Here is a 25,721-nt window from a genome sequence, read left to right on the forward strand (position 1 = left end):
ATAAAGCCGGCATCTAAATCTGATTGACTTATCGTCTGCTCTACCGTGACTGTTACACTTACTCCTGGTGCTAAACTAGTTATTGGATTAGTCCCAGATAAGAATGTTACATCTGCATCAGTAACTTCAATGTTACTAATAATTGTATTTCCTGTATTACTTACTGTAATCGTATAATCTATAGTATCACCTAATAAACCTGTTACTCCTGCAGGTGTAATAACTCCATCTGTAGTTTTAGTAACTGTTAATTCAATAGAACACGAGGATGCATCATTTTCATCTACTACAGCTGAGTTTGTACCTAAACTATAATCTACACCTGTTTCTATTACTAAACCATTTGCTAGATTTACTGTTGCAGGATCGACAGCACCGAATTGACCTCCATCACCTCCATCAGCATTTGCATTGCTATACGCTTCGTTAGCATCACTACACCCGTCACCATCACTATCAGTATTTTGATAATCATAACTACCATCATTTAATGTGTCAATTGGTGTGGTTGCTTCAGCCGTATCATCAGCACCATTACCATCACCATCATTAAATCCTACATCATCATTATCTATATCACCATCGTTATCTGAATCTAAATTACCATTACCAGCTTCATCTACATCATAAATTCCATCGTTATCAGAATCTAAATCCAATTGATTAGGTACACCGTCTCCATCACTATCACAAGCTGAGTTAACATTTCCAAAAATAAACACTTTTCCATCTGGCCCATCACTTGTATTACCCGCATCTAATGAGATTCTTAATTTTACTATTTCAGATCCTACTGGTGCCAAATCATCCAAAGGATAGACTGCGATATTTACATTTTGAGTAGGAGATGTTAATTGTACATAACCTGTATCTACGTAATCTGCTATTGGCACAAAAATTACACCTAAAGAATTACCATTAATATCAAAAGCTTCAACCTCTAAAGAATTATTACCTGCTCTCTCTGTTAATGCTATAAACATACCATCTGTTGAGATTATAGGCGTATTATACCCGATATCATAAAAATCAGAATTGAAATTTTTATTATTTAAAAACTGAGAATGATTTAAGTTTCTGTCTTGAAAAGCACTTAAAGCAGCCGTATTGTAAACAGCATCAAAATCAGAATTTAAATTAGCTGTTTCACCAATATTATTTTCAGATATATAAACTTGACTAGCGGAAGTAACTCCATAAAAATTATGGTTAAAACTATCTGGTATTACAAAATCTGAATACTCTACTCCAGATATTGTAATACTATTTAATACATGCGCTTCTGTAGGCGAATTTTGATTGTTCGTTGTTATATCATAGGCCAACGTCGCTATTGCACCATCAACGCCACTATCTGTAGCAGGACATTCTACGATATCTAAAATACCGTCATTATCATCATCAGCATCACAAAGATTTGTTATTCCATCGCCATCACTATCAGTATTACCCGAATCTAAAGCATTACAAGGATTTACATAACAAACACTCAATGTATAATCTTCATCAACTACAAATGCATTAGTTCCTAAACTATAGTCAACACCAACCTCAATAACTAAGCCGTTAAGTGGATTTATAGTAGCCCCATCTGGCTCTCCAAATTGTCCGTTATCAGATCCTGCCGCTGTATTACTAGAATACGCCTCATTAGCATCAGGGCAAGAATCACCATCACTATCGGTATTTAAAAAGTCATAAATTGAATCATTTAATGTATCGATTGGAGTAGTTCCTTCTGCTGTATCATCCGTACCATTTCCATTACTATCATTAAACCCAGTATCATTGACATCTATAATTCCATTATTATCAGAATCTAAACCACCATTACCTGCCTCATCTACATCGTATATACCATCGTTATCAGAATCCAAATCATATTGATTTGGCACACCATCTCTATCACTATCACAAGCAGAATTGACATTACCAAAAATAAAAACTTTTCCATCTGGCCCATCACTTGCACCTCCTGGAAAAGACACTCTCAATGTTATTATTTCTGAACCAACAATTGCTAAATCATCTAAAGGAAAAACAGCAATATTTACATTTTGATTAGGTGTAGTTAGTTGATTATAACCTGTATCTATATAATCTGAAATATCTACAAAAATGGTTCCTAGTGAATTACCAGCACTATCAAATGCCTCTAAATCAATTTGGTTATTTCCATTTCTTTCAGTTATAGCAATAAACATTCCATCAGTCGCTAAAACAGGAGTGCTGTAATTTAAACTATATGCGTCTAATCTATAATCCTTATTATCTAATACTTGAAAATGATTTAGATTTCTATCTTGAAAAGCGGATAATGCCGCCGCATTAAAAACAGTATTGGTATCAGAAAATAAATTAGCCTCTTGCCCAACATTATTTTCAGTAATATATATCATACCTGCATCTGTTACGCCAGAAAAAGTATTTGAATATCTACTAGGCACAACAAAATCGGAATATTCTATCCCAGAAATTGTAATACTATTTAAAACATGTGCTTCAGTATTAGAATTTTGATTATTTGTCGTAACATCAAATGTTAGACCTGAGATTGAACCATCTAATCCACTATCTGTAGCTGGACATTCAAAAGAATCTAAAATACCATCATTGTCATCATCTAAATCACAAGAATCGCTGACATTATCGCCATCCGCATCTGTATTACCTGATGCCAAGGCATCACACGGATCAACATAACATACACTTAGATTAAAATTACCATCAGTTACAAATCCATTTGTACCTAAAGAATAATCTACACCTGTTTCGGTCACTAAACCATTTGACATATCTACTGTTGAAGGATCTGTCATTCCAAATTGACCACCATCATTGCCATCAACCACAGCATCATAAGCTTCGTTTGCATCGCTACAACCATCTCCATCACTATCTAAATTTAAATAATCTGGAGTACCTAATGTAGTTTCTATTGCTCCATTACCTATTCCTGCCGAAGAGGGTATACCATTAGTCGTTGTCGTAGATCCTACAGCACCATCTGCTTGTCCTATATTAGAAGCGCTTTCGGTACCTCCACTTTCTACTACATCATAAATACCATCATTATCTGAATCCAAATCTAATTGATTTGGAATACCATCACCATCTGTATCTAGTTGACAAGATAAACTTGCAAAAGGTATGAATTGCCTTGCGACTCCTGGTCCCTGATATTCAGTAGTAAAACTTCTACCACCACCGCCTTGGAAATATTCTATAATAATTTGGTGCAAACCTACTGCTAAAGTAGTTGTTCCAGTTCTTGTTTGTGTTCCATGACCACCATCATTATCAACAATTTCAGTACCATCAATAAATAATTTTGAACCATCATCTGAACTTGTATAGAACGTATATAATCCAGCTGTCGTTACATTTATATTTCCTGTGAATCTTATACTATAATTAGTTGTATCACCCGAATCTAATATATTTTGTAAAGCAACAGTATCAAAATCAGAGATAATTCCTGTCGACAACGCCAAGCTTGTATCCGTTGGAATATTATCAACAGTACTTCCTGAAGGCGCTGAATCATAGAATTCGTATTGAACAGAACCCGCACATAACGCTTCTTCATCTATATCCGAAATACCATCATTGTCATCATCTAAATCTGCACTATCTACTACACCATCACCATCTGTGTCTACTTCAACAACAATAATAACATTTGCTGTATCACAATTAGATATTCCTGATTGACAAATTTCATATGTAAGTGTGTATGTTCCTGGTGTGGCACCGGATGGAATATTTAAAGTTCCATCTGCATTAATAGTTACTCCTGTTAAACCGCCATCAGCTGTTATCGAAACATCTACATCACCTGTCGCAACTGTTGCTCCATTTAAAGTATCATTATCATAAACACTATCTGAAGTCACAGTACCAGCAGCTGAAGTATTAGATGAGAAATCATCATCATTAGCTATAATAGAATCTGCTACAACTATTATTACATCAGAAGTTGTACAATTTAAAAGATTAGCAGTTTCACATATTTCGTAAGTAACTGTATATGTTCCAGATGTTGAACCTGCAGGCACATCAATTGTACCATCTGCATTTATAGTTACACCTGTAAGTCCACCATCGTTGTCAATAGCTGGAGTTACATCTGAAGCTGTAACTGTAACACCATTTAAAGTATCGTTAACATAGACTGTAGTTGTAGTACCACCTGTAAAATCATTAATTGTTGTGGCGCTAAAATCGTCATCGTTAGAGATTAATGAATCAAATACCACTATTGTAGCAATTGCCACATCACAATTTGTAGGAGCTGCTGCTTCACAAATCTCATACTCAACATCATAAGTCCCATTCGGAGTATTTGCCGGAACCGTAAGTGTTCCATCTGAATTTATGGTAACACCTATTAAACCATCATCATCAGTTATACCTGGTATAACATCCGTATTAGCAAATGCTGCACTATTTAATGTATCATTAGGATATACGGAAGCTGTATTACCACCAGTAGAATCGCTAATTGTAGTTGCTGAAAAATCGTTATCTACTGCATCAATATTTCCCGAATTAACTACTATAGTTACAAAAGCAGTATCACAATTTGAAAGATCAGCAGTCTCACATATCTGATATTCTACCGTATAAGTCCCGGTAGGAGTACTTGCTGGTACAGTTAATGTTCCATCACTATTTATTACTAAACCAACTATACCATCATTATCAATTATAGATGGAGTTACATCTCCATCTGCAAATGGTACACCAAATAAAGTATCATTGTTATAAACTGTTGCCGTATTCCCACCAGTAGTATTATCAATGGCAGCTAAGCTAAAATCATTATCAACTGCATCTATACACACTATAGATGGATTCGTTGCTGAAGTAAAAACTTCTCCAGGAGCCCCATCTGTAGCACCATTAACTGGGAATTCAGTTAAAGAAGCACTTCCTGTTATACCACTTGTTCCTCCATTTATACTGATTGATGGCGATCCAGCTGTAATTGCAACAAAACCACCAGAACCTCCACCACCAGGACCTTCAGCTTCGTTACCAGTAATTAGCTGATTACCACCAATACCACCATTTGCATTTAGAGTAATTGTATTTGCAATTACTACTGATTTTAAGATAATACTACCTCCTGCACCGGCACCACTTGGTGCGTCGTTATGACCTGCTATTGTATTAGAACCATCTTGCCCATTAGCAATAATATTACCAGTTCCATTAATTTGATTAGAACGTATTAGGATAATACCTGCACCGTTAGCAGCATTTTGATTCGCGCTATTATTACTATCACCAGCACCACCTCCTCCACCAAAAAAGATTCTATTTGCTTCATTTGCAACTAAAGAACGTCCACCAAGACCTCCTACATTATCTCTTCTGTCACCAGCCCATGCATTATCACTAGGTGGAACTGTCAAGGCATCTTGATTACTTGAACTATATGAATATCCGCCTCGTCCTCCGCCTGATGACTCTGTTAAAGCATTACCATTTGTTATATAATCTGGATCTAATGTCCATGCGCCTGCACCTGTACATGTAGAACACATGTTTCCATTACCATTTAACCAAACAACACCATTATTACCATTGGCTCCTCCTCCTCCTCCAGAATTGTGGGCATTACCACCACCACCACCATTGGCAGGAGCACCTCTACCATAACGACCTCCTAATCCATCATATTCGTTACCATAACCAGCAATACTTTCTCCTTTTTCAGCACTTAAATTTGCTGATACAGTCACAAAATCATTGTAAATCGTCGTGCTAGCACCTGATGTAGAATTTTCTCTTAAACCTCCTCTAAATCCTAATCCAGATGCATCAATAGCACCTTCAACTGTAACATTAACTGCATCAATAATTACTAATCCACCTCTTCTTCCTCCTGCATAATCTTCCCAAGGTGATGCCGTCACCGAACCTCCAGCATTAATTGTTAAATTATTATACTGAGGTATTTTAACAACCTGAGTTCTGCCAGCTACCGTATATGAATGCGTTACCCCACAGCCTAAGTTAATCATATTTCCGCTTACACTAGTTACATAAGCAAATTCATATAAACCCGCACTGTTATAAGAAATAATTTCTCCATAACTGATAGTATTGGTAGTATTAATTGATGCACCTTGAGCCTGATAAATCATGATAAGATCACCAGCCACTAAGCTTCCAAAATCAGAAGCAACATTAAATACTGCAATAGTATCATCACCGGCATTTATATCAGTAACAACACCGCTGTAAGAATTTAAAACTGTATTTGCCGTAGTAACGACCAGATTTCCATCTTTGCCAGGTTGCCCGAATGATTTAATACTAAAAAAAATGAAAGTTAGTCCAAGTAACATATGGAGATTAAAGAATCGAGTAGAAATTTTCATATTTTTATATAGTTGATGTATAATTCAATGTATTTAAATAAAATGTACTAACGTCACCGCTAAAAGCGGCAAATATATTGGATCAAATGAAAACAAAAAATTATTGTAAGATATTTCTATACGTTTTTATAACATATAATTATAGTTAAGACACGTTAGGATGTCTATAAGTCACACTTAATACATAATAAGTTAACTTTATGCGAAGGGATTTACTATTAATCAACTTCAAAAAAAAATCTCACAATTTTGCGAGCGTAAAATTAACAAAAATACTAACACCTTTTACATCAATATATAATTAAACATTCATTTGGTATTTCATTCTATAAATAAATACATTAATACAATTATATTTGCACTCCTATTTAATAAAAAACAATGAGCTTTTTAAAAGAAATAAACAGACGACGTACCTTCGGAATTATCTCGCATCCCGATGCTGGTAAGACTACACTTACAGAGAAACTACTTCTATTTGGTGGTGCAATACAAGAAGCTGGTGCTGTAAAAAGTAACAAAATAAAGAAAGGAGCTACTAGTGACTTTATGGAAATAGAACGACAACGTGGTATCTCTGTCGCAACTTCTGTTTTAGCTTTTGAGTATAATGGCATTAAAATTAACATTCTTGATACGCCAGGTCATAAAGATTTCGCAGAAGATACATTTAGAACATTAACAGCAGTAGATAGCGTTATTGTTGTTATAGATGTAGCTAAAGGTGTAGAGGAACAAACTGAGAAATTGGTTGAAGTTTGTAGAATGCGAAATATACCTATAATCGTTTTTATTAATAAAATGGATAGAGAAGGTAAAGATGCTTTTGACCTTTTGGATGAAATTGAACAAAAATTAGGTTTAAAAGTTGTGCCTTTAAGTTTCCCAATTGGTATGGGATACGATTTTAAAGGTATCTATAATATTTGGGAGAAAAACATCAACCTATTCTCTGGAGACAGCAGGAAGGATATTGAAGAGACCATTAAAGTATCTGATTTATCATCACCTGAATTAAATAAACTTGTAGGTGCAAAAGCAGCAGATACCCTTAGAGAAGAGATTGAATTAGTTCAAGGTATATATCCTGAATTTAATAAAGAAAACTATTTAAATGGGCACCAACAACCTGTGTTTTTTGGTTCTGCATTAAACAACTTTGGTGTTAGAGAATTATTAGATTGTTTTGTAGATATTGCACCAAAACCAAGACCTAAACAAAGTGAAGAACGTCTAGTAAAACCCGATGAAAATCAATTTAGTGGTTTTGTATTTAAAATTCATGCTAACATGGACCCTAATCATCGCAACCGCCTAGCTTTTGTTAAAATAGTTTCTGGTGAATTTAAACGTAATACAGCTTATCTTCATGTTAGAAATAAGAAAAAACTAAAATTTTCTAGTCCGAATGCCTTTTTTGCAGAAAAAAAAGAAATTGTAGATATATCATATCCAGGCGATATAGTGGGGTTACAAGATACTGGAAGCTTTAAAATTGGTGACACCTTAACTGAGGGTGAAATTCTTAATTACAAAGGTGTTCCGAGTTTTTCTCCAGAACATTTTAGATATATTAACAACGCTGACCCAATGAAAGCGAAGCAACTTTATAAAGGAATTGATCAATTAATGGATGAAGGTGTTGCGCAGTTATTTACATTAGATTATAATGGACGAAAAGTAATTGGAACCGTTGGAGCCTTACAATATGAAGTTATTCAATATAGATTAGAACATGAATATGGTGCAAAATGTACATACGAAAATCTAAATGTTCATAAAGCTTGTTGGATAAAAACAGACAATGAAAAAAGCGAAGAATATAAAGAATTTGTGAGAGTAAAACAACGTTATTTAGCTAGAGATAAGCAAAATCAATTGGTGTTTTTAGCAGATTCTATGTTTTCATTACAAATGTCGCAACAAAAATACCCAAGCATAACTTTCCATATGACTTCAGAATTCGAATAAAAAAGTTGCATTTCATCGAAAAAGACATAAAAAAAGAACACGTAAACGGTATATTTGGTATTTAATCGATATATTGTTAACTGTTAATTATCAAATTAAGAATAAGATTAACCCCAAACTAATCTACTTATTATGGAAACAAACGAAAACGTTTTCAGCAATGCTGAAATCACGGTTACTTACAAACCAAGATGTTGTGTAAATGCACAATTATGTGCTAGACAACTTTCAAGCGTATTTAGAAGTTCGGTAATTCCTTGGATTGATTTAGAAGGAGCACAAACTGATGATATTATTAACCAGATTAAAAAATGTCCTTCAGGTGCATTACAATATCATCAAAATCAAAAAGAAGTTGCTTAATATATTAATTGACTAAATAAAAAAACCTTTGAATATATATTCAAAGGTTTTTTTATACCATAAAGACTTAAAAAACAAAAATATTAATTTTAATAACTTTTAAGAACAAATAAATCTAAAACCATACTCTTTGTAGGAATTAATTTAAATCATCCTTAAACACATATTTAAATGATTCATTTTTAATATAAAAAATCAATAAAAATAAACATATCTATTGATTTTAATTATTAATAAATATTTATTAAGCTTGACCAGTTGGTCCAAAATTTAAAGGAATTGGAGGCTGTTCATAATCTTTAATTTCACCATGTGCTTTTTCAAAACGAGAAACATTATCTGCTAATGCTTTTAATAAACGTTTAGCATGCTGAGGCGTTAAAATAATTCTAGACTTTACTTTGCTTTTAGGCGTTCCTGGCATTATACTAACAAAATCAACTACAAACTCTGAAACAGAATGATTAATGATTGCTAAATTAGAATAAATACCTTCTGCCACTTTTTCGTCTAACTCTATATTAATTTGACCTTTCTTTGGATTATTTTTTTCGTCTACCATTATTAATTGTTTTAATATCACGTCCCATTAGTTGGAAATCGCAATAAATATATGAATTAAAAAAGCCTTCATGTATAAATACAAGAAGGCTTTTACTACTTTAATTTATTAAAGAAAATAGAATTAATTAAAATTCATCTCTTCTTTAGCCTTCATCATTTCGTTAAATTCTTGTTTAGAACCTACTATGATGTTTTCGTACTCTCTAACACCTGTTCCTGCTGGTATTCTATGACCAACAATTACATTTTCTTTAAGTCCTTCAAGAGAATCTACTTTTCCATTTACAGCCGCTTCGTTAAGTACCTTTGTAGTTTCCTGGAAGGAAGCTGCAGAAATAAACGACTTAGTTTGTAATGATGCTCTAGTAATACCTTGTAATATTGGAGTTGCAGTCGCAGGACTAGCATCTCTTGCCGTTACAAGATTCTTATCTTCTCTTCGTAAACTAGAGTTTTCGTCTCTTAAATCTCTAACCGTTACAATTTGACCTGATTTTAAATTCTGAGAATCACCAGCATCTTCTACCACTTTCATTCCGAAAATCTTATCGTTTTCTTCAATGAAATCTGATTTATGAACTAATTGATTTTCTAAGAATATTGTATCACCAGAATCAATGATTCTAACTTTACGCATCATTTGTCTTACTACAACTTCGAAGTGCTTATCATTAATTTTTACACCTTGTAAACGATATACTTCTTGAACTTCGTTCACTAAGTATTGTTGTACCGCTGAAGGGCCTTTTATATTAAGGATATCATTAGGTGTAATTGAACCATCAGATAATGGCATACCAGCCTTAACGTAATCATTCTCTTGTACAAGAATCTGATTAGATAATTTAACTAAGTATTTTCTAATATCACCTTGCTTAGATTCGATAATAATTTCACGGTTACCACGTTTAATTTTACCAAATGAAACCACACCATCAATCGCACTTACAACAGCTGGATTAGAAGGGTTACGTGCTTCAAATAATTCAGTTACACGAGGAAGACCACCAGTAATATCACCAGCCTTAGCTGATTTACGAGGTATCTTAACTAAAATCTTACCGATTTCAATTTTATCACCATCATCAATCATAATGTGAGCTCCAACAGGTAAGTTATAAGAACGGATAGTTTCTCCTTTAGAATCTTCAATTAATAACGTTGGTATTAATTTCTTATTTCTAGATTCAGAAATTACTTTCTCTTGGAAACCTGTTTGTTCATCAATCTCTACTTGATAAGTAATACCCTGTTCAATGTTTTCATATCTTACTTTACCAGCAAATTCTGAAATAATTACACCATTATAAGGATCCCATTGTGATACAACATCACCTTTCTTCAACTTATCACCTGGTTTAACAAAAATATGAGAACCGTATTGAATATTATTTGTACTTAAAACAATTCCTGTTTTAGCATCCATTAACTTCAATTCTGACGTTCTAGAGATAACAACATCTACTTCGTTTCCTTCGTTATCTTTAGATTTTACAGTTTTAAGATCTTCAATTTCAGCAATACCATCAAACTTAACAGTTAATTTGTTATCCTCTGAAATGTTACCTGCAATACCACCTACGTGGAATGTACGTAATGTTAACTGTGTACCTGGCTCTCCAATAGATTGAGCAGCAACTACACCAACAGCTTCACCTCGTTGTACCATTTTACCAGTAGCTAGGTTACGACCGTAACATTTAACGCAAATACCTTTTTTAGCTTCACAAGATAATGGTGAACGTACTTCGATAGAATCTAATGGAGAATCTCCAATTTTCTTAGCGATAATATCATCAATATGACCACCAGCTTCCACTAGTAAATCTTCAGTTAATGGATCGTATACATCATTAAGTGATGTTCTACCTACGATTCTAGCTTCTAAAGTTTCAACTATTTCTTCATTTTTCTTAAGTGCAGCAACATCAATACCTCTTAATGTACCACAGTCCTCTTCATATACAATAACATCTTGAGAAACATCAACTAAACGACGTGTTAAGTAACCAGCATCGGCAGTTTTAAGAGCGGTATCTGCAAGTCCTTTACGTGCACCGTGAGTAGAGATAAAGTATTCTAAAATTGAAAGTCCCTCTTTAAAATTAGAAAGAATCGGATTTTCAATAATTTCTCCACCACCTGCATTAGATTTCTTAGGTTTAGCCATTAATCCACGCATACCTGTTAACTGACGAATCTGTTCTTTAGAACCCCTTGCACCAGAATCAAGCATCATAAACACAGAGTTAAATCCTTGTTGATCTTCACGAATACGCTTCATAGACAATTCAGTCAATTCAGCATTTGTAGAAGTCCAAATATCAATAACTTGGTTATAACGTTCGTTGTTAGTAATAAGTCCCATGTTATAGTTACCCATAATACCATCAACCTGCTTGTTAGCAGCAGCAATCATAGTGTGCTTTTCTTGAGGAATAATAATATCACCTAAACTAAATGATAATCCACCTTGAAATGCAAACTTATAACCTTGAGTTTTAATCTCATCTAAGAAATCAGCTGTTTCAGGCACACTAGTCTTCTTAAGAATACCATGAATAATTTCTCTTAAAGACTTTTTAGTTAAAACCTCATTAATATAACCTGCAGCTGCTGGTACCTTTTCGTTGAAAAGTACACGACCAACTGTAGTCTCTATAATTTGCTTAGTTAATTCACCTTCTTCATTAAAATCGAAAGTTCTTACTTTAATACCAGCATTTAAGTCAACTTGCTTTTCATTGTATGCAATTGTTACCTCTTGTGGTGAATAAAAAGTTAGACCTTCTCCTTTAACAGGAACTTCGGGTGTTGATTTACGAAGCTTAGTCATATAATATAAACCAAGTACCATATCCTGAGAAGGTACAGTAACTGGAGAACCATTTGCTGGGTTCAAAATATTATGTGAAGCCAACATTAAAAGTTGACATTCTAAAATTGCTTCTGGTCCTAATGGTAAATGCACAGCCATCTGGTCACCATCAAAATCGGCATTAAATGCAGTACACACTAATGGGTGTAACTGAATCGCTTTACCTTCGATAAGCTTAGGTTGGAATGCTTGAATACCAAGTCTGTGTAATGTAGGAGCACGGTTTAAAAGAACTGGATGTCCTTTTAAAACATTCTCTAAAATATCCCAAACTACAGGCTCTTTTCTATCTATAATTTTCTTTGCAGATTTTACAGTTTTTACAATTCCTCTTTCTATTAATTTTCTAATAATAAAAGGCTTGTAAAGTTCTGCTGCCATTCCTTTTGGCAATCCACATTCAAATAATCTTAATTCTGGTCCAACAACAATTACAGAACGTGCAGAATAATCAACACGCTTACCAAGTAAGTTTTGACGGAAACGCCCTTGCTTACCCTTAAGTGAATCTGATAAAGATTTTAATGGTCTATTAGAATCAGTTTTTACTGCAGATGATTTACGTGTGTTATCAAATAATGAATCTACTGATTCCTGTAACATACGCTTTTCATTACGTAAAATAACTTCTGGTGCTTTTATCTCAACTAATCTCTTAAGACGGTTGTTACGGATAATTACACGACGGTATAAATCATTTAAATCTGAAGTCGCAAAACGACCACCATCTAAAGGCACTAAAGGTCTTAATTCTGGTGGAATTACAGGTACAGCCTTCATGATCATCCACTCAGGTCTATTCTCTCTAACTAAATTTGAATCTCTAAACGCTTCTACAACTTGTAAACGTTTTAATGCTTCAGTTTTACGTTGCTTAGAAGTTTCATTATTAGCTTTATGTCTTAAATCATAAGATAATTGATCTAAATCAATACGTGCCAATAAATCAATAAGACACTCAGCACCCATCTTAGCGATAAATTTGTTAGGGTCTGTATCATCTAAATATTGGTTTTCTTGAGGAATAGAGTCTAAAATAGTTAGATACTCTTCTTCTGTTAAGAAATCCATTTTTTGAATTGGTTCACCTTCTGCATTCATTGCAATACCTGGTTGAATAACCACGTAACGCTCATAATAAATGATCATATCCAATTTCTTAGATGGTAATCCAAGAAGGTAACCTATTTTGTTTGGTAACGATCGAAAATACCAAATATGAGCAACAGGTACAACTAAATTGATGTGCCCTACTCTATCTCTACGTACTTTCTTTTCTGTTACTTCTACACCACAACGGTCACAAACAATACCCTTGTAACGTATTCTTTTATATTTACCACAAGCACATTCAAAATCCTTTACAGGACCAAAAATACGCTCACAGAACAAACCATCTCTTTCTGGTTTGTGAGTTCGATAATTAATAGTTTCTGGCTTTAATACCTCTCCACGAGATGCTGCTAAAACAGACTCAGGAGATGCTAAACCAATAGAAATTTTATTAAATTTCTGTACTGTATTCTTATCTTGTTTTCTTGCCATGTTCTTTATAGTATTCAGTCTTCAGTCTTCAGCACACAGTGTTCACTGCATACTGACGACTGCCTACTATTTTTTATTCCTCTAATCTAATATCTAATCCTAAACCTTTCAATTCGTGCATAAGTACGTTGAACGATTCTGGTAGTCCTGGTTCTGGCATTGGCTCACCCTTAACGATAGCTTCGTAAGTTTTTGCTCTACCAATAACATCATCTGATTTTACAGTTAAGATCTCACGTAAAGTACTTGATGCTCCATAAGCCTCAAGTGCCCAAACTTCCATTTCACCAAAACGTTGTCCACCAAATTGCGCTTTACCACCTAATGGTTGCTGCGTAATTAATGAGTACGGTCCAATAGAACGAGCGTGCATTTTATCATCAATCATGTGACCAAGTTTAATCATATAGATTACACCAACTGTTGCTGGTTGATCAAAACGATCTCCTGTTCCACCATCATATAGATATGTATGACCGAATCTTGGAATACCAGCTTCATCTGTATATTCATTAATTTGATCTAAAGTAGCTCCATCAAAAATTGGAGTTGCATATGTTTTTCCTAGATCTTGACCAGCCCATCCTAAAACAGTTTCATAAATCTGACCAATATTCATACGAGAAGGTACACCAAGTGGATTTAATACAATATCAACTGGAGTTCCGTCTTCTAAGAAAGGCATATCTTCTTGACGAACGATACGAGCCACAATACCCTTATTACCGTGACGACCTGCCATTTTATCACCAACTTTTAGTTTACGCTTTTTAGCGATATAAACTTTAGCTAATTTAATGATACCTGCTGGTAATTCATCTCCCACAGAAACTGTAAACTTCTCACGTCTTAATGAACCTTGAAGATCATTTTCCTTAATCTTATAATTATGGATTAAATCTGCAACTAATTCATTTGTATGCTCATCAGTTGTCCATTTTCCTGACGTTAAATGTGTATAATCATCTACAGCATTTAACATTTTTAAGGTATATTTCTTACCTTTTGGAATAATTTCTTCTCCTAAATCATTATAGATTCCTTGAGCCGTTTTACCATTTACTATATTGAATAATTTTTCAACAAGAATGTTCTTAAGCTCATCAAATCTGTTATCGTAAGCATTCTCTAATGCTTCAATATCTTCTTTGTCTTGTGCTCTCTTACGTTTATCTTTTACAGCTCTAGCAAATAATTTCTTATTGATTACAACGCCATTAAGAGATGGAGATGCTTTTAAAGATGCATCTTTTACATCACCTGCTTTATCACCAAAGATAGCTCTAAGTAGTTTTTCTTCTGGAGTTGGATCAGATTCACCTTTAGGCGTAATTTTACCTATTAAGATATCTCCTGGTTTGATTTCCGCACCAATACGAATCATACCATTTTCATCCAAATCTTTAGTAGCTTCTTCAGAAACATTAGGAATATCATTAGTTAATTCTTCATTACCTAATTTAGTATCTCTAACCTCTAATGAGTATTCATCAATATGAATAGATGTAAATACATCTTCTCTAACTACTTTTTCAGAAATTACAATCGCATCCTCAAAGTTATACCCTTTCCAAGGCATAAATGCTACTTTCATATTTCTACCAAGTGCTAATTCACCATTTTCAGTTGCATAACCTTGACAAAGTACTTGTCCTTTTGCTACCTTATCACCTTTCTCTACAATTGGTTTTAAGTTAATAGACGTTCCTTGGTTTGTTTTTCTAAATTTAACTAAAGGATAAGTTTTAGTATCACTTTCAAAACTAACCATTGCTTCTTCTTCAGTACGTTCGTACCTTATGGTAACTTTTTCAGCATCAACATACTCAACAGTACCAGCTCCTTCGGCATTAATTAATACTCTAGAATCTGATGCTACTTGACGTTCTAAACCAGTTCCAACGATAGGTGCTTCAGGACGTAATAATGGTACTGCCTGACGCATCATGTTAGATCCCATTAATGCACGGTTAGCATCATCATGTTCTAAGAATGGTATTAAAGATGCAGAAATAGATGTAATCTGATTTGGTGCTACATCTGTATAATCTACTTGTGATGGATCAATTACTGGGAAATCACCTTCTTGACGAGAAATGATTTTATCCTCTAAAATTTTACCATCGCCATCAACTTTAATTGTTGCTTGAGCGATTAACATATCTTCTTCCTCTTCAGCACTAAGATATATTGGTGCATTTTTAATATCAACAACACCATCTTCTACTTTACGGTAAGGTGTTTCAATGAATCCCATAGGATTCACTTTCGCAAATACTGATAAAGAAGAAATTAAACCAATGTTTGGTCCTTCTGGTGTTTCAATTGGACATAAACGTCCATAATGTGTATAGTGAACATCACGTACTTCGAAACCTGCTCTTTCTCTAGATAAACCACCTGGTCCTAATGCTGAAAGACGACGCTTGTGCGTAATCTCTGCAAGAGGATTCGTTTGATCCATAAATTGAGATAACTGGTTAGTACCAAAGAAAGAATTAATAACTGAAGACAAAGTCTTAGCGTTAATTAAATCAATAGGTGTAAATACCTCGTTATCACGAACATTCATTCGCTCACGAATAGTACGAGCCATACGTGCTAAACCAACACCAAACTGAGAAGATAATTGCTCACCTACTGTACGTACACGACGATTAGATAAGTGGTCAATATCATCAATCTCTGCTTTAGAGTTGATAAGTTCAATTAAATATTTTATGATAGTTATGATATCTAATTTGGTCAAAACTTGTTTGTCCATACCAATATCTAACTGTAATTTTTTGTTCATTCTGTAACGACCTACTTCACCTAAAGAGTAACGTTGATCAGAGAAGAATAATTTGTCAATAATACCACGTGCTGTTTCCTCATCTGGCGGCTCAGCATTACGTAATTGACGGTAGATATGTTCAACAGCTTCTTTTTCAGAGTTTGTTGGATCCTTCTGTAATGTATTATGAATAATTGCGTAATCTCCTTGTTGAGCACTTTCTTTATGTAAAAGAATAGTTTTTACATCTGCTTCAAGAATTTCTTCAATATTATCTTTATCTATAATTGTGTCACGATCTAAAACAATTTCGTTACGTTCAATAGATACTACTTCACCAGTATCTTCATCAACGAAATCTTCGTGCCATGTATTAAGTACACGAGCCGCTAACTTACGACCTAGTACCTTCTTTAATCCAGATTTTGAAACCTTTACTTCTTCTGCAAGGTCAAAAATCTCTAAAATATCTTTATCACGTTCAAAACCTATAGCTCTGAATAAAGTTGTAACAGGTAACTTTTTCTTTCTATCAATATAAGCATACATTACTTGATTGATATCTGTTGCAAATTCTATCCAAGATCCTTTAAAAGGAATAACTCTTGCTGAATATAATTTTGTTCCATTTGCGTGGAAAGATTGACTGAAGAAAACGCCTGGTGATCTGTGTAATTGAGATACTACTACACGTTCTGCTCCATTGATACAAAATGTTCCACTTGGCGTCATGTAAGGAATAGTACCTAAATATACATCCTGAACAATTGTCTCAAAATCTTCGTGTTCTGGATCAGTACAATACAACTTCAATCTTGCTTTTAAAGGCACACTGTAAGTTAATCCTCTTTCGATACATTCTTCTATAGAATATCTAGGTGGATCAATAAAGTAATCTAAAAATTCAAGTACGAATTGATTACGCGTGTCTGTTATTGGGAAGTTCTCCATGAAGGTGTTGTACAAACCTTCAGTACCTCTTTCTTCTGACTTTGTTTCTAATTGGAAAAAATCCTGGAAGGATTTAATTTGGATATCCAAAAAGTCTGGGTAATCTGTCCTATTTACAATAGAAGAGAAATTAATTCTTTCAGCCTTTTTTGCTAACATTGATGAACGAGATTTTATTAAATAAAAACTAAAAAATGTATATAACGTTTATATACACAAAATGGTTTAGGTCTTAGAGTAGTACTCTAGACCTAAACCTTGTATTATAGATAAGAAAAGCTTACTTAAGCTCAACTTCAGCGCCAGCCTCTTCTAACTGAGATTTTAATGCCTCAGCTTCGTCTTTTGCTACACCTTCTTTGATAGCACTAGGTGCATCATCAACTAAACCTTTTGCTTCTTTTAAACCTAAACCAGTTAATTCTTTAACTAATTTTACTACAGCTAGTTTAGAACCACCTGCTGCTTTTAAGATAACATCAAATTCAGTTTGCTCTTCTGCAGCTTCAGCTCCAGGTCCAGCAGGTCCAGCTACTACAGCTGCTGCTGCAGGCTCAATACCGTACTCATCTTTTAATATAGTTGCTAATTCGTTAACTTCTTTTACTGTTAAGTTAACTAATTGTTCTGCGAAATCTTTTAAATCTGCCATTTTTCTAATGTTTAATAATGTGTGTTATAATTTAATTTTCTATTGTGTAATACTAATATTATCCTTCTCTTTCAGATAATGTTTTAACGATGCCTGCGATAGTTCCACCACTAGATTTAAGTGCAGAAATAACGTTTTTAGCAGGAGACTGTAGTAAACCTACAATTTCGCCAATAAGTTCTTCTCTTGACTTAATATCAACTAAAGCATCTAATAAATCGTCACCAATGTAAATAGATTCCTCAATGAAAGCTCCTTTTAATAAAGGCTTCTCTGATTTCTTACGGAATTCTTTAATTACTTTAGCTGGACCATTTCCTGTTTCAGAATACATTACTGACGTATTTCCTTTTAAAGTCGTTGGTAAATCACCGAATTCTCTATCCGATGCTTCCATTGCTTTCTCTAAAAGTGTATTCTTTACAACTGCTAATTTTATGTTAGCTTTAAAACAGGCTCTTCTTAAATTTGAAGTTGTTGCTGCATCTAATCCTGAAATATCTGTTAAATAGATATTTGTATTATCTGCTAACTGAGCAGTCAACTCTTCAATTACTTGGGATTTTTCTTCTCTTGTCATAATATTCTAAGTTTAACTACTATCCTATTTTTGTGTCAATTGAGATACTTGGACTCATAGTACTAGACATGTAAATACTCTTTACATACGTACCTTTTGACGACGTTGGTTTTAACTTCATGATTGTAGATAATAATTCTTGAGCATTCCCAATAATTTTATCAGTACTAAATGATACTTTACCAATTGGAGCATGTACAATACCTGTCTTATCTACTTTAAAATCAATTTTACCAGCTTTTACTTCTGCAACTGCTTTAGCTACATCCATAGTTACTGTTCCTGTCTTAGGGTTAGGCATAAGACCTCTTGGTCCCAATACTCTACCTAATGGTCCTAACTTACCCATGATACTTGGCATAGTAACGATAACGTCAACATCTGTCCAACCTTCTTTAATTTTCTGTAAGTATTCATCTAACCCAACGTAATCCGCACCAGCTTCTTTAGCTTCTGCTTCTTTATCTGGAGTTACAAGAGCAAGAACCTTCATGTCTTTACCCGTACCGTGTGGTAATGAAACTACACCACGAACCATTTGATTCGCTTTACGAGGATCAACACCTAATCTGATTGCTAAATCGATAGAAGCATCAAACTTTGTGTATGTAATCTCTTTTAGTAATGCTGAAGCTTCTTCTAAAGAGTAAATTTTATTACCATCTACCTTTGCTTGCGCTTCTTTTTTCTTCTTTGTTAATCTTGCCATTTCTAAAAAATTTAGTTTGGAGCTTCTCCTCCTTTAACAGTGATACCCATCGATCTTGCTGTACCGGCAACCATTTTCATAGCTGATCCGATTTCAAAGGCATTTAAATCTACCATCTTGTCTTCAGCAATTGCTTTTACTTGATCCCAAGTTACTTTTGCTACTTTACGTCGGTTTGGTTCTCCTGATCCTTTCTTTACTTTGGCCGCTTCTAATAATTGTACTGCTGCTGGTGGTGTCTTGATTACAAATTCAAATGATTTGTCTTTGTAAACCGAGATCACAACAGGTAAAACTTTACCTGCCTTATCTTGGGTTCTAGCATTAAACTGCTTACAGAACTCCATGATATTAACTCCAGCGGCACCTAAAGCGGGTCCTACCGGTGGCGATGGATTCGCAGCACCTCCCCGAACTTGTAGCTTAACTACTTTGTCTATTTCTTTTGCCATTTCTTAATGTTTATACGCTTATCTATTTAGGAAGCATAGATATAACGCTCTTTATTGTAACAATTATTAAACTTTTTCAACTTGCATATAGCTTAACTCTAATGGTGTTTTTCTTCCAAATATCTTCACCATTACCTCTAGCTTACGCTTTTCTTCATTAATTTTTTCGATTGTTCCATCAAAACCATTGAATGGACCATCAATTACTTTAACAGTTTCTCCTTTAGTAAACGGAATAGCTACATTAGCGTCTGCCTCTATAGATAATTCATCTACTTTACCTAACATTCTATTAACTTCAGATTGTCTTAACGGCACTGGATCACCACCTTTTGTTTCACCAAGAAAACCAATAACGTTAGTTATTGATTTAATAATATGAGGTATTTCACCACTTAAATTGGCTTGAACCATTATGTAACCAGGAAAATAAACCTTTTCCTTTTGTATTTTCTTTCCGTTACGAATTTGAATTACTTTTTCAGTTGGGACTAAAACCTGATCCACAAAATCACTTAAACCTAATCTTGAAATTTCATTCTCAATGTAAGATTTAATTTTATTTTCTTGACCACTTACAGCTCTAACAACATACCATTTTTTTTCAGACATCTTCTTCTTGTATAATTGTTTAGTGTATCAAATCAAAATAAGCTTTTACCGCTTTACTAAAAACAGTATCTACTCCCCAAATAGCTAGTGAAAAAATAATTGAAAACACAGCTACAATCACCGTTAGTTTCTGAGCTTCTGGCCAAGGTGTCCAAGACACATTGTTTTTCAACTCTTCAAACGATTCTTTTATATATGTTACTAATCCTGCCATTTGATTTATATTTATTGAGGTTATTAATAACCTATTTCTATATGCACGGGTTGAGAGACTCGAACTCCCGACACCTGGTTTTGGAGACCAGTGCTCTACCAACTGAGCTAAACCCGTAAACAATAATCAAGGCGTCCCGAAATATCGAGACACCTTAATTAATTATTTAACTATTTTGTTTAGTCTAAAATTTCAGTAACCTGACCAGCACCAACTGTTCTACCACCTTCACGGATAGCGAAACGTAAACCTACGTTCATTGCAATTGTGTTAATCAAATCTACAGTAATTGTCAAGTTATCACCTGGCATTACCATTTCAACACCATCAGGAAGCATAATGTTTCCAGTTACATCAGTTGTACGAACGTAAAACTGTGGGCGGTAGTTATTATGGAATGGAGTATGACGTCCACCTTCTTCTTTTTTAAGGATATAAACCTCAGCTTTGAATTTAGAGTGAGGAGTTACAGAACCTGGCTTAGTAATAACCATACCTCTAGAAATTTGAGATTTCTCAATACCTCTTAATAAGATACCAGCGTTATCACCGGCTTCACCTCTATCCAAGATCTGACGGAACATTTCAATACCAGTAATAGTAGATGTTAATTTCTCAGCACCCATACCGATGATTTCAACAGGGTCACCCGTGTTAGCTACACCAGTCTCAATACGACCAGTTGCAACAGTACCACGACCTGTAATTGAGAATACATCTTCAATTGGCATTAAGAAAGGCTTGTCCATATCACGAACTGGCTCTTCAATCCATGCATCAACTTGATTCATTAATTCCATTACAGTATCAACCCACTTTTGCTCACCGTTAAGTGCACCTAAAGCAGAACCTGCTACTACAGGACCATTATCACCATCATATTCGTAGAATGATAATAAATCTCTGATTTCCATTTCAACTAATTCTAATAACTCTTCATCATCAACCATATCCACTTTATTCATGAATACAACGATACGAGGAATTCCTACCTGGCGACCAAGTAAGATGTGCTCACGTGTTTGTGGCATAGGACCATCAGTTGCAGCAACAACTAAAATAGCACCATCCATTTGAGCAGCACCTGTAACCATGTTCTTTACGTAATCCGCGTGACCTGGACAGTCAACGTGAGCGTAGTGACGATTAGCAGTTGCATATTCTACGTGAGAAGTATTAATTGTTATACCTCTTTCTTTTTCTTCTGGTGCATTATCAATTTGATCAAATGATCTTGCTTCAGATAAACCTGCATCAGCTAATACTTTAGTAATAGCAGCAGTTAAAGTTGTTTTACCGTGATCTACGTGTCCAATAGTACCAATGTTTAAGTGTGGTTTTGAACGATCGAAAGTTGCCTTTGCCATGTTTAATTTATTTTATTCTTTTAATATTAGTGTTCAATTGTTTTGTTCTAATTTGAGCTTAGAAAAAGAGCCAATGACGAGAATTGAACTCGTGACCTCTTCCTTACCAAGGAAACGCTCTACCCCTGAGCTACACCGGCTTTTCATTTACGATAGCCGATTCGAATTATGATATAAGAGTCTAAATCTTAACTCGTAAACTTTAGAGCGAGAGACCGGGTTCGAACCGGCGACATTCAGCTTGGAAGGCTGACGCTCTACCAACTGAGCTACTCTCGCATTCATCAAAACTTTTACGTTCTGAAAGGTTTTCAATATTTCAATTAATATAGACCACAAATAAATCTATATTTTTATTTTCCTAAATAGTTTTGCAAAAGTACGCATTTTAAAACTACTACTGAAAAATATTTGTGGGGAGAGCAGGATTCGAACCTGCGAAGACGTAGTCAGCAGATTTACAGTCTGCCCTCGTTGGCCGCTTGAGTATCTCCCCAAAAATCAAAATTCAAGATTTCAAATTTATAAAAATTTATCTCTTTTCAAACAAAAAAAAATAAACTTTTAAAGAGCCGATGGAGGGACTCGAACCCACGACCTGCTGATTACAAATCAGCTGCTCTAGCCAGCTGAGCTACATCGGCTTTTATTACTTTTTTATGGTCAAAATTTGACTTAAAAAAAGCCCGCTATTTCTAACGGACTGCAAATGTAAGACAATATTTAATTATTCAAAACATTTTTTGAAAAAAATTTATCTAACTATGTGCTCTTAATTTTTCTTTTCGTTTTTTAATCTGTCTTCCAAGAGACGCAATCGCAGCATCTGCGCCTTCTTCAAAGGATTTACATTGCTTTTTTACAACAAAACTATCTCCAGGAACACTTAATTTTACTTCAAAAATTTTATTTTCTTTATCGCTAGTATTCTCAACTTTTAAATAAACATCGGATTGAATTATTTTATCATAATACATATCTAATTTATCCATTCGCTTCTGTATGAATTCAATAAGCGAATTATCTGCTGTAAAATTGACGGATTGAGTGTTTACTTTCATATATCTTATTTTAAGTTAAACATTTGAGTTAAATATATATTTAACTCAACGATTTATTAATTTCTTGTTTTAAGCAATAGCTTAACGTTGGTTTCTTGGATGGGCTTTTGCATGTACTTTTTTTAATTCACTTATACTATTATGTGTATAAACTTGCGTAGCTGCTAAACTTGTATGTCCAAGAAGTTCTTTAACTGTATTTAAATCAGCGCCTTCATTTAGTAAGTGCGTTGCAAACGAATGCCTTAATACATGAGGGCTACATTTTGCTTTCGTTGATGCCTCACTAAAATACTTATTTATTATTCTGTAAACAAGCTTTTCATAAATTTTAAGACCATTTTTTGTTAAAAAAAGATTCTGCTTATCTTCTATTGCAGGCAAATGCCTTCGATACTCTAAATAACTATTTAAAGACTTTGATAGAGATTCTATGAGAGGAATATATCTTTCCTTATTTCGTTTTCCTAAAACCTTTATTTGATTATTACCTTTATCTACATCTATTAATTTCAGATTCACCAGCTCTATGCGTCTGATACCAGTAGCATAAAACAATTCGATTATAAAATGATTTCTGGCGCTTTCAAAATCATTAACTTCAATAGAAGTTTCCAATACTGTTTTCAATTCTTGTTGAGAAAAAGGCAATTGAACCTTCTTACCTACTTTTAAAGCTTTGTGTTTTTTTAATGGATTTACTTTTAAATCATCAGTTTTAAGCAGAAATTTATAATACGTATTTAATGATGATACCTTTCTATTTATAGTTCGGTTAGAAATATTGCTATCAACTAATTGTACAATCCATTGTCTTATTTCTGAATAACCAACTTCTACTAAATTCTCATTTTCATGATGCTGACTTAAAAACTTTTGAAAATTCTCAATATCTCTTGTATATGCTAACACTGTATGCTTAGAGTATTTTTTCTCTAATAACAGATAATCAGAAAAGGCTTTAAAACTCATTAATTATTTTTGGTGAACTTTAAATATAACTATTAGTTCGTTTAAATATTGAATTTTGAACAAAAAAATCCTGCACAAAGGCAGGATTTTTATATTACTCTAAATCTCGAATTATTTTACAGACCAAACAGAATAACTCTTTGGAGGTGCTTGTATTTTTACCCATTTACCAGATTGGGTTCTTGGCTCCCAATTAGAATGACCTGTATAATCTTTTATTACGGTGTTTGACCAATTAGTCTCAATCCATCGTTCTTGCCACGAATTTGAATTATTTATATAAACTACAAGTCCTGAATTGTTATAGCCATTTCGTCTTGCAACATACTCATCTGTATCTGCATGTAAAATATCTGTAGAACCTCCAGCTAAGTTATTATGTATCCAAATAAGGTTATTCATACTATCTTTATTTAACCATTCTTCATAATCTTTATAAAAAATAGTTGGATAACCTTCGTGTGTTAATATATAAGCATACGCTAAAATTTTATTGTTTGTTATTTCGTCCGTATCATGATTTGTTACAAATGTTACCGCTCTAGAAGCATTTTGCTTCCATAACATATTATCATTAAGAGCACTTAAATCATTACCCATAAAAGCATCTTTCATTTTATAGTAACAAGCAAAATCAAATGCACTGGCTTCAGCAGAGCTTGTCCATGAATCTAATAAAGAAACATTACTATCCCATAATTCACCAACTGAAAAACCACCAACCTCATCTTTCCAAGCTTTTACAACCCATGGTTCAAAACCTTTAACGTAATCAAAACGCCAACCATCAAAACCAATAACATCTCTATAGTATTTTGCAACACTATTTGAATTTTTCCATAACCAATCTTGAACATAAGTTTGATCATGACATAAATCTGGAAAGCCTCCAAATGCACCACTATCGTTAGAGTGAACATTATTAGAATGAAAATCAGTTGCTGAACGGTAAAAATTTCCTGATAAAGGATTAAAGTCTGTCCAAGTATTTCCACCTGCATAAGGATTAGCTTCACTTGCCCCTCCACTATTATGGTTAATTACTATATCTGCAATAACACTCAGTTGATTTTGATGTGCAGTATTTATCATATTAATTAACTCTGCTCTAGAACCAAAACGTGTTTCAACACTTCCCATTTGGTTATATTCTCCAAAATCATAATAATCGAAAGGATCGTAACCCATAGAAAAAGGTCCGTTTTGAGCTTTTGAAGCTGGTGGAACCCAAATAGCATCAATACCTGCGTTACTCCAATCTGCAACTTTAGAGTTTACTGTATTCCACCAAGTTCCGCCTGCAGGAACATCCCAATAAAAAGCTTGCATCATTACGCCAGAACCAATTGGTTTTAGCCCTACATTTTTTGCGTTAGAAATATTTGGTTTGGTTGGCTGATTTAATTGTTCTTCTGAAGTTATTTCTTCTTGACTACAATTAAACAAGAATAACACTATGAATGCTATTCCAATACGTTTTAAGTTTATCATAATATTTATTGTTGATTATATCTAAAACTAAAGGAATATAAAGTTTGAACAAAACTCAAAACATTACGAAAACGATTTCGTGTTAATAAATCATAGATTTTCACATAAAATAATCGATAAAACGCAAAAAACCTACCAAAAAATTGATAGGTTTTTAATTTTGTATGATTT

Annotated in this window: 16 protein-coding genes and 5 tRNA genes; 2 read left to right on the top strand and 19 right to left on the bottom strand. The window is 33.9% G+C overall.

All coding sequences use genetic code 11. The features are described 5' to 3' along the window. Window positions 1–6,392, bottom strand: a 6,392-nt coding sequence (locus Q0807_RS17355) for a PA14 domain-containing protein (RefSeq protein ID WP_299112218.1), incomplete at its 3' end; no start/stop codon positions are given. Window positions 6,393–6,773: 381 nt separating this feature from the next. Here Q0807_RS17355 and Q0807_RS17360 point away from each other — a divergent pair. Next, window positions 6,774–8,363, top strand: coding sequence for a peptide chain release factor 3 (locus tag Q0807_RS17360; RefSeq protein WP_299112220.1), 1,590 nt, complete (start codon window positions 6,774–6,776; stop codon window positions 8,361–8,363). 132 nt (window positions 8,364–8,495) lie between these two features. Beyond that, window positions 8,496–8,726: a (4Fe-4S)-binding protein gene (locus Q0807_RS17365; protein ID WP_299112223.1), complete on the top strand. Its 231-nt coding sequence runs from the start codon at window positions 8,496–8,498 to the stop codon at window positions 8,724–8,726. Window positions 8,727–8,970: 244 nt separating this feature from the next. Here the strand turns inward: Q0807_RS17365 and Q0807_RS17370 are convergent, their stop codons facing one another. The 18 genes from Q0807_RS17370 to Q0807_RS17455 all read right to left on the bottom strand — a co-directional run bounded on the left by Q0807_RS17370 (window position 8,971) and on the right by Q0807_RS17455 (window position 25,550). After that, window positions 8,971–9,288: a DUF3467 domain-containing protein gene (locus Q0807_RS17370; RefSeq protein ID WP_299112226.1), complete on the bottom strand. Its 318-nt coding sequence runs from the start codon at window positions 9,286–9,288 to the stop codon at window positions 8,971–8,973. Window positions 9,289–9,411: 123 nt separating this feature from the next. Continuing rightward, complete coding sequence (rpoC, locus tag Q0807_RS17375; protein WP_299112229.1) at window positions 9,412–13,713, bottom strand: DNA-directed RNA polymerase subunit beta'; 4,302 nt, start codon at window positions 13,711–13,713, stop codon at window positions 9,412–9,414. Between the two features lie 73 nt (window positions 13,714–13,786). Then, window positions 13,787–17,599 (bottom strand): DNA-directed RNA polymerase subunit beta, encoded by a 3,813-nt coding sequence (gene rpoB, locus Q0807_RS17380; RefSeq protein ID WP_299112231.1) that lies wholly within the window; start codon window positions 17,597–17,599, stop codon window positions 13,787–13,789. A gap of 121 nt (window positions 17,600–17,720) precedes the next feature. Continuing rightward, entirely contained in the window at window positions 17,721–18,092 is a 372-nt protein-coding gene (gene rplL, locus Q0807_RS17385) for a 50S ribosomal protein L7/L12 (protein WP_299112233.1), read from the bottom strand. Between the two features lie 58 nt (window positions 18,093–18,150). Beyond that, a complete protein-coding gene (gene rplJ / locus Q0807_RS17390) occupies window positions 18,151–18,672 on the bottom strand; it encodes a 50S ribosomal protein L10 (protein WP_299112235.1) in 522 nt (173 codons plus the stop codon). A gap of 19 nt (window positions 18,673–18,691) precedes the next feature. After that, window positions 18,692–19,381 carry a 50S ribosomal protein L1 gene (rplA, locus tag Q0807_RS17395; RefSeq protein ID WP_299112237.1) on the bottom strand — a complete coding sequence of 230 codons (690 nt, stop codon included), beginning with the start codon at window positions 19,379–19,381 and terminating at the stop codon, window positions 18,692–18,694. Between the two features lie 11 nt (window positions 19,382–19,392). After that, complete coding sequence (rplK, locus tag Q0807_RS17400) at window positions 19,393–19,833, bottom strand: 50S ribosomal protein L11 (protein ID WP_299103073.1); 441 nt, start codon at window positions 19,831–19,833, stop codon at window positions 19,393–19,395. A gap of 66 nt (window positions 19,834–19,899) precedes the next feature. After that, window positions 19,900–20,445, bottom strand: a complete 546-nt coding sequence (nusG, locus tag Q0807_RS17405; RefSeq protein WP_299112240.1) for a transcription termination/antitermination protein NusG — start codon at window positions 20,443–20,445, stop codon at window positions 19,900–19,902. Between the two features lie 19 nt (window positions 20,446–20,464). Next, window positions 20,465–20,659: a preprotein translocase subunit SecE gene (gene secE, locus Q0807_RS17410; protein ID WP_157364682.1), complete on the bottom strand. Its 195-nt coding sequence runs from the start codon at window positions 20,657–20,659 to the stop codon at window positions 20,465–20,467. 44 nt (window positions 20,660–20,703) lie between these two features. Further along, window positions 20,704–20,776, bottom strand: a tRNA-Trp gene (locus Q0807_RS17415). A gap of 62 nt (window positions 20,777–20,838) precedes the next feature. Then, window positions 20,839–22,026, bottom strand: a complete 1,188-nt coding sequence (tuf, locus tag Q0807_RS17420) for an elongation factor Tu (RefSeq protein WP_299112243.1) — start codon at window positions 22,024–22,026, stop codon at window positions 20,839–20,841. Between the two features lie 68 nt (window positions 22,027–22,094). Further along, window positions 22,095–22,166: transfer RNA gene (locus Q0807_RS17425), tRNA-Thr, on the bottom strand. Between the two features lie 66 nt (window positions 22,167–22,232). Further along, window positions 22,233–22,305, bottom strand: a tRNA-Gly gene (locus tag Q0807_RS17430). Between the two features lie 135 nt (window positions 22,306–22,440). Beyond that, window positions 22,441–22,522 (bottom strand) — tRNA-Tyr (locus Q0807_RS17435). A gap of 74 nt (window positions 22,523–22,596) precedes the next feature. After that, window positions 22,597–22,670 (bottom strand) — tRNA-Thr (locus tag Q0807_RS17440). A gap of 114 nt (window positions 22,671–22,784) precedes the next feature. Continuing rightward, window positions 22,785–23,087 (bottom strand): ribosome-associated translation inhibitor RaiA, encoded by a 303-nt coding sequence (gene raiA / locus Q0807_RS17445; protein ID WP_299112245.1) that lies wholly within the window; start codon window positions 23,085–23,087, stop codon window positions 22,785–22,787. A gap of 81 nt (window positions 23,088–23,168) precedes the next feature. After that, the gene (locus Q0807_RS17450; protein WP_299112247.1) at window positions 23,169–24,059 is read right to left on the bottom strand and encodes a tyrosine-type recombinase/integrase; all 891 of its coding nucleotides are present in this window, start codon (window positions 24,057–24,059) and stop codon (window positions 23,169–23,171) included. 111 nt (window positions 24,060–24,170) lie between these two features. Next, the gene (locus Q0807_RS17455) at window positions 24,171–25,550 is read right to left on the bottom strand and encodes an alpha-amylase (RefSeq protein ID WP_299112249.1); all 1,380 of its coding nucleotides are present in this window, start codon (window positions 25,548–25,550) and stop codon (window positions 24,171–24,173) included. Window positions 25,551–25,721: the final 171 nt, after the last annotated feature.

This window comes from uncultured Winogradskyella sp. (genome assembly GCF_947495255.1).
GTDB lineage: Bacteria > Bacteroidota > Bacteroidia > Flavobacteriales > Flavobacteriaceae > Winogradskyella.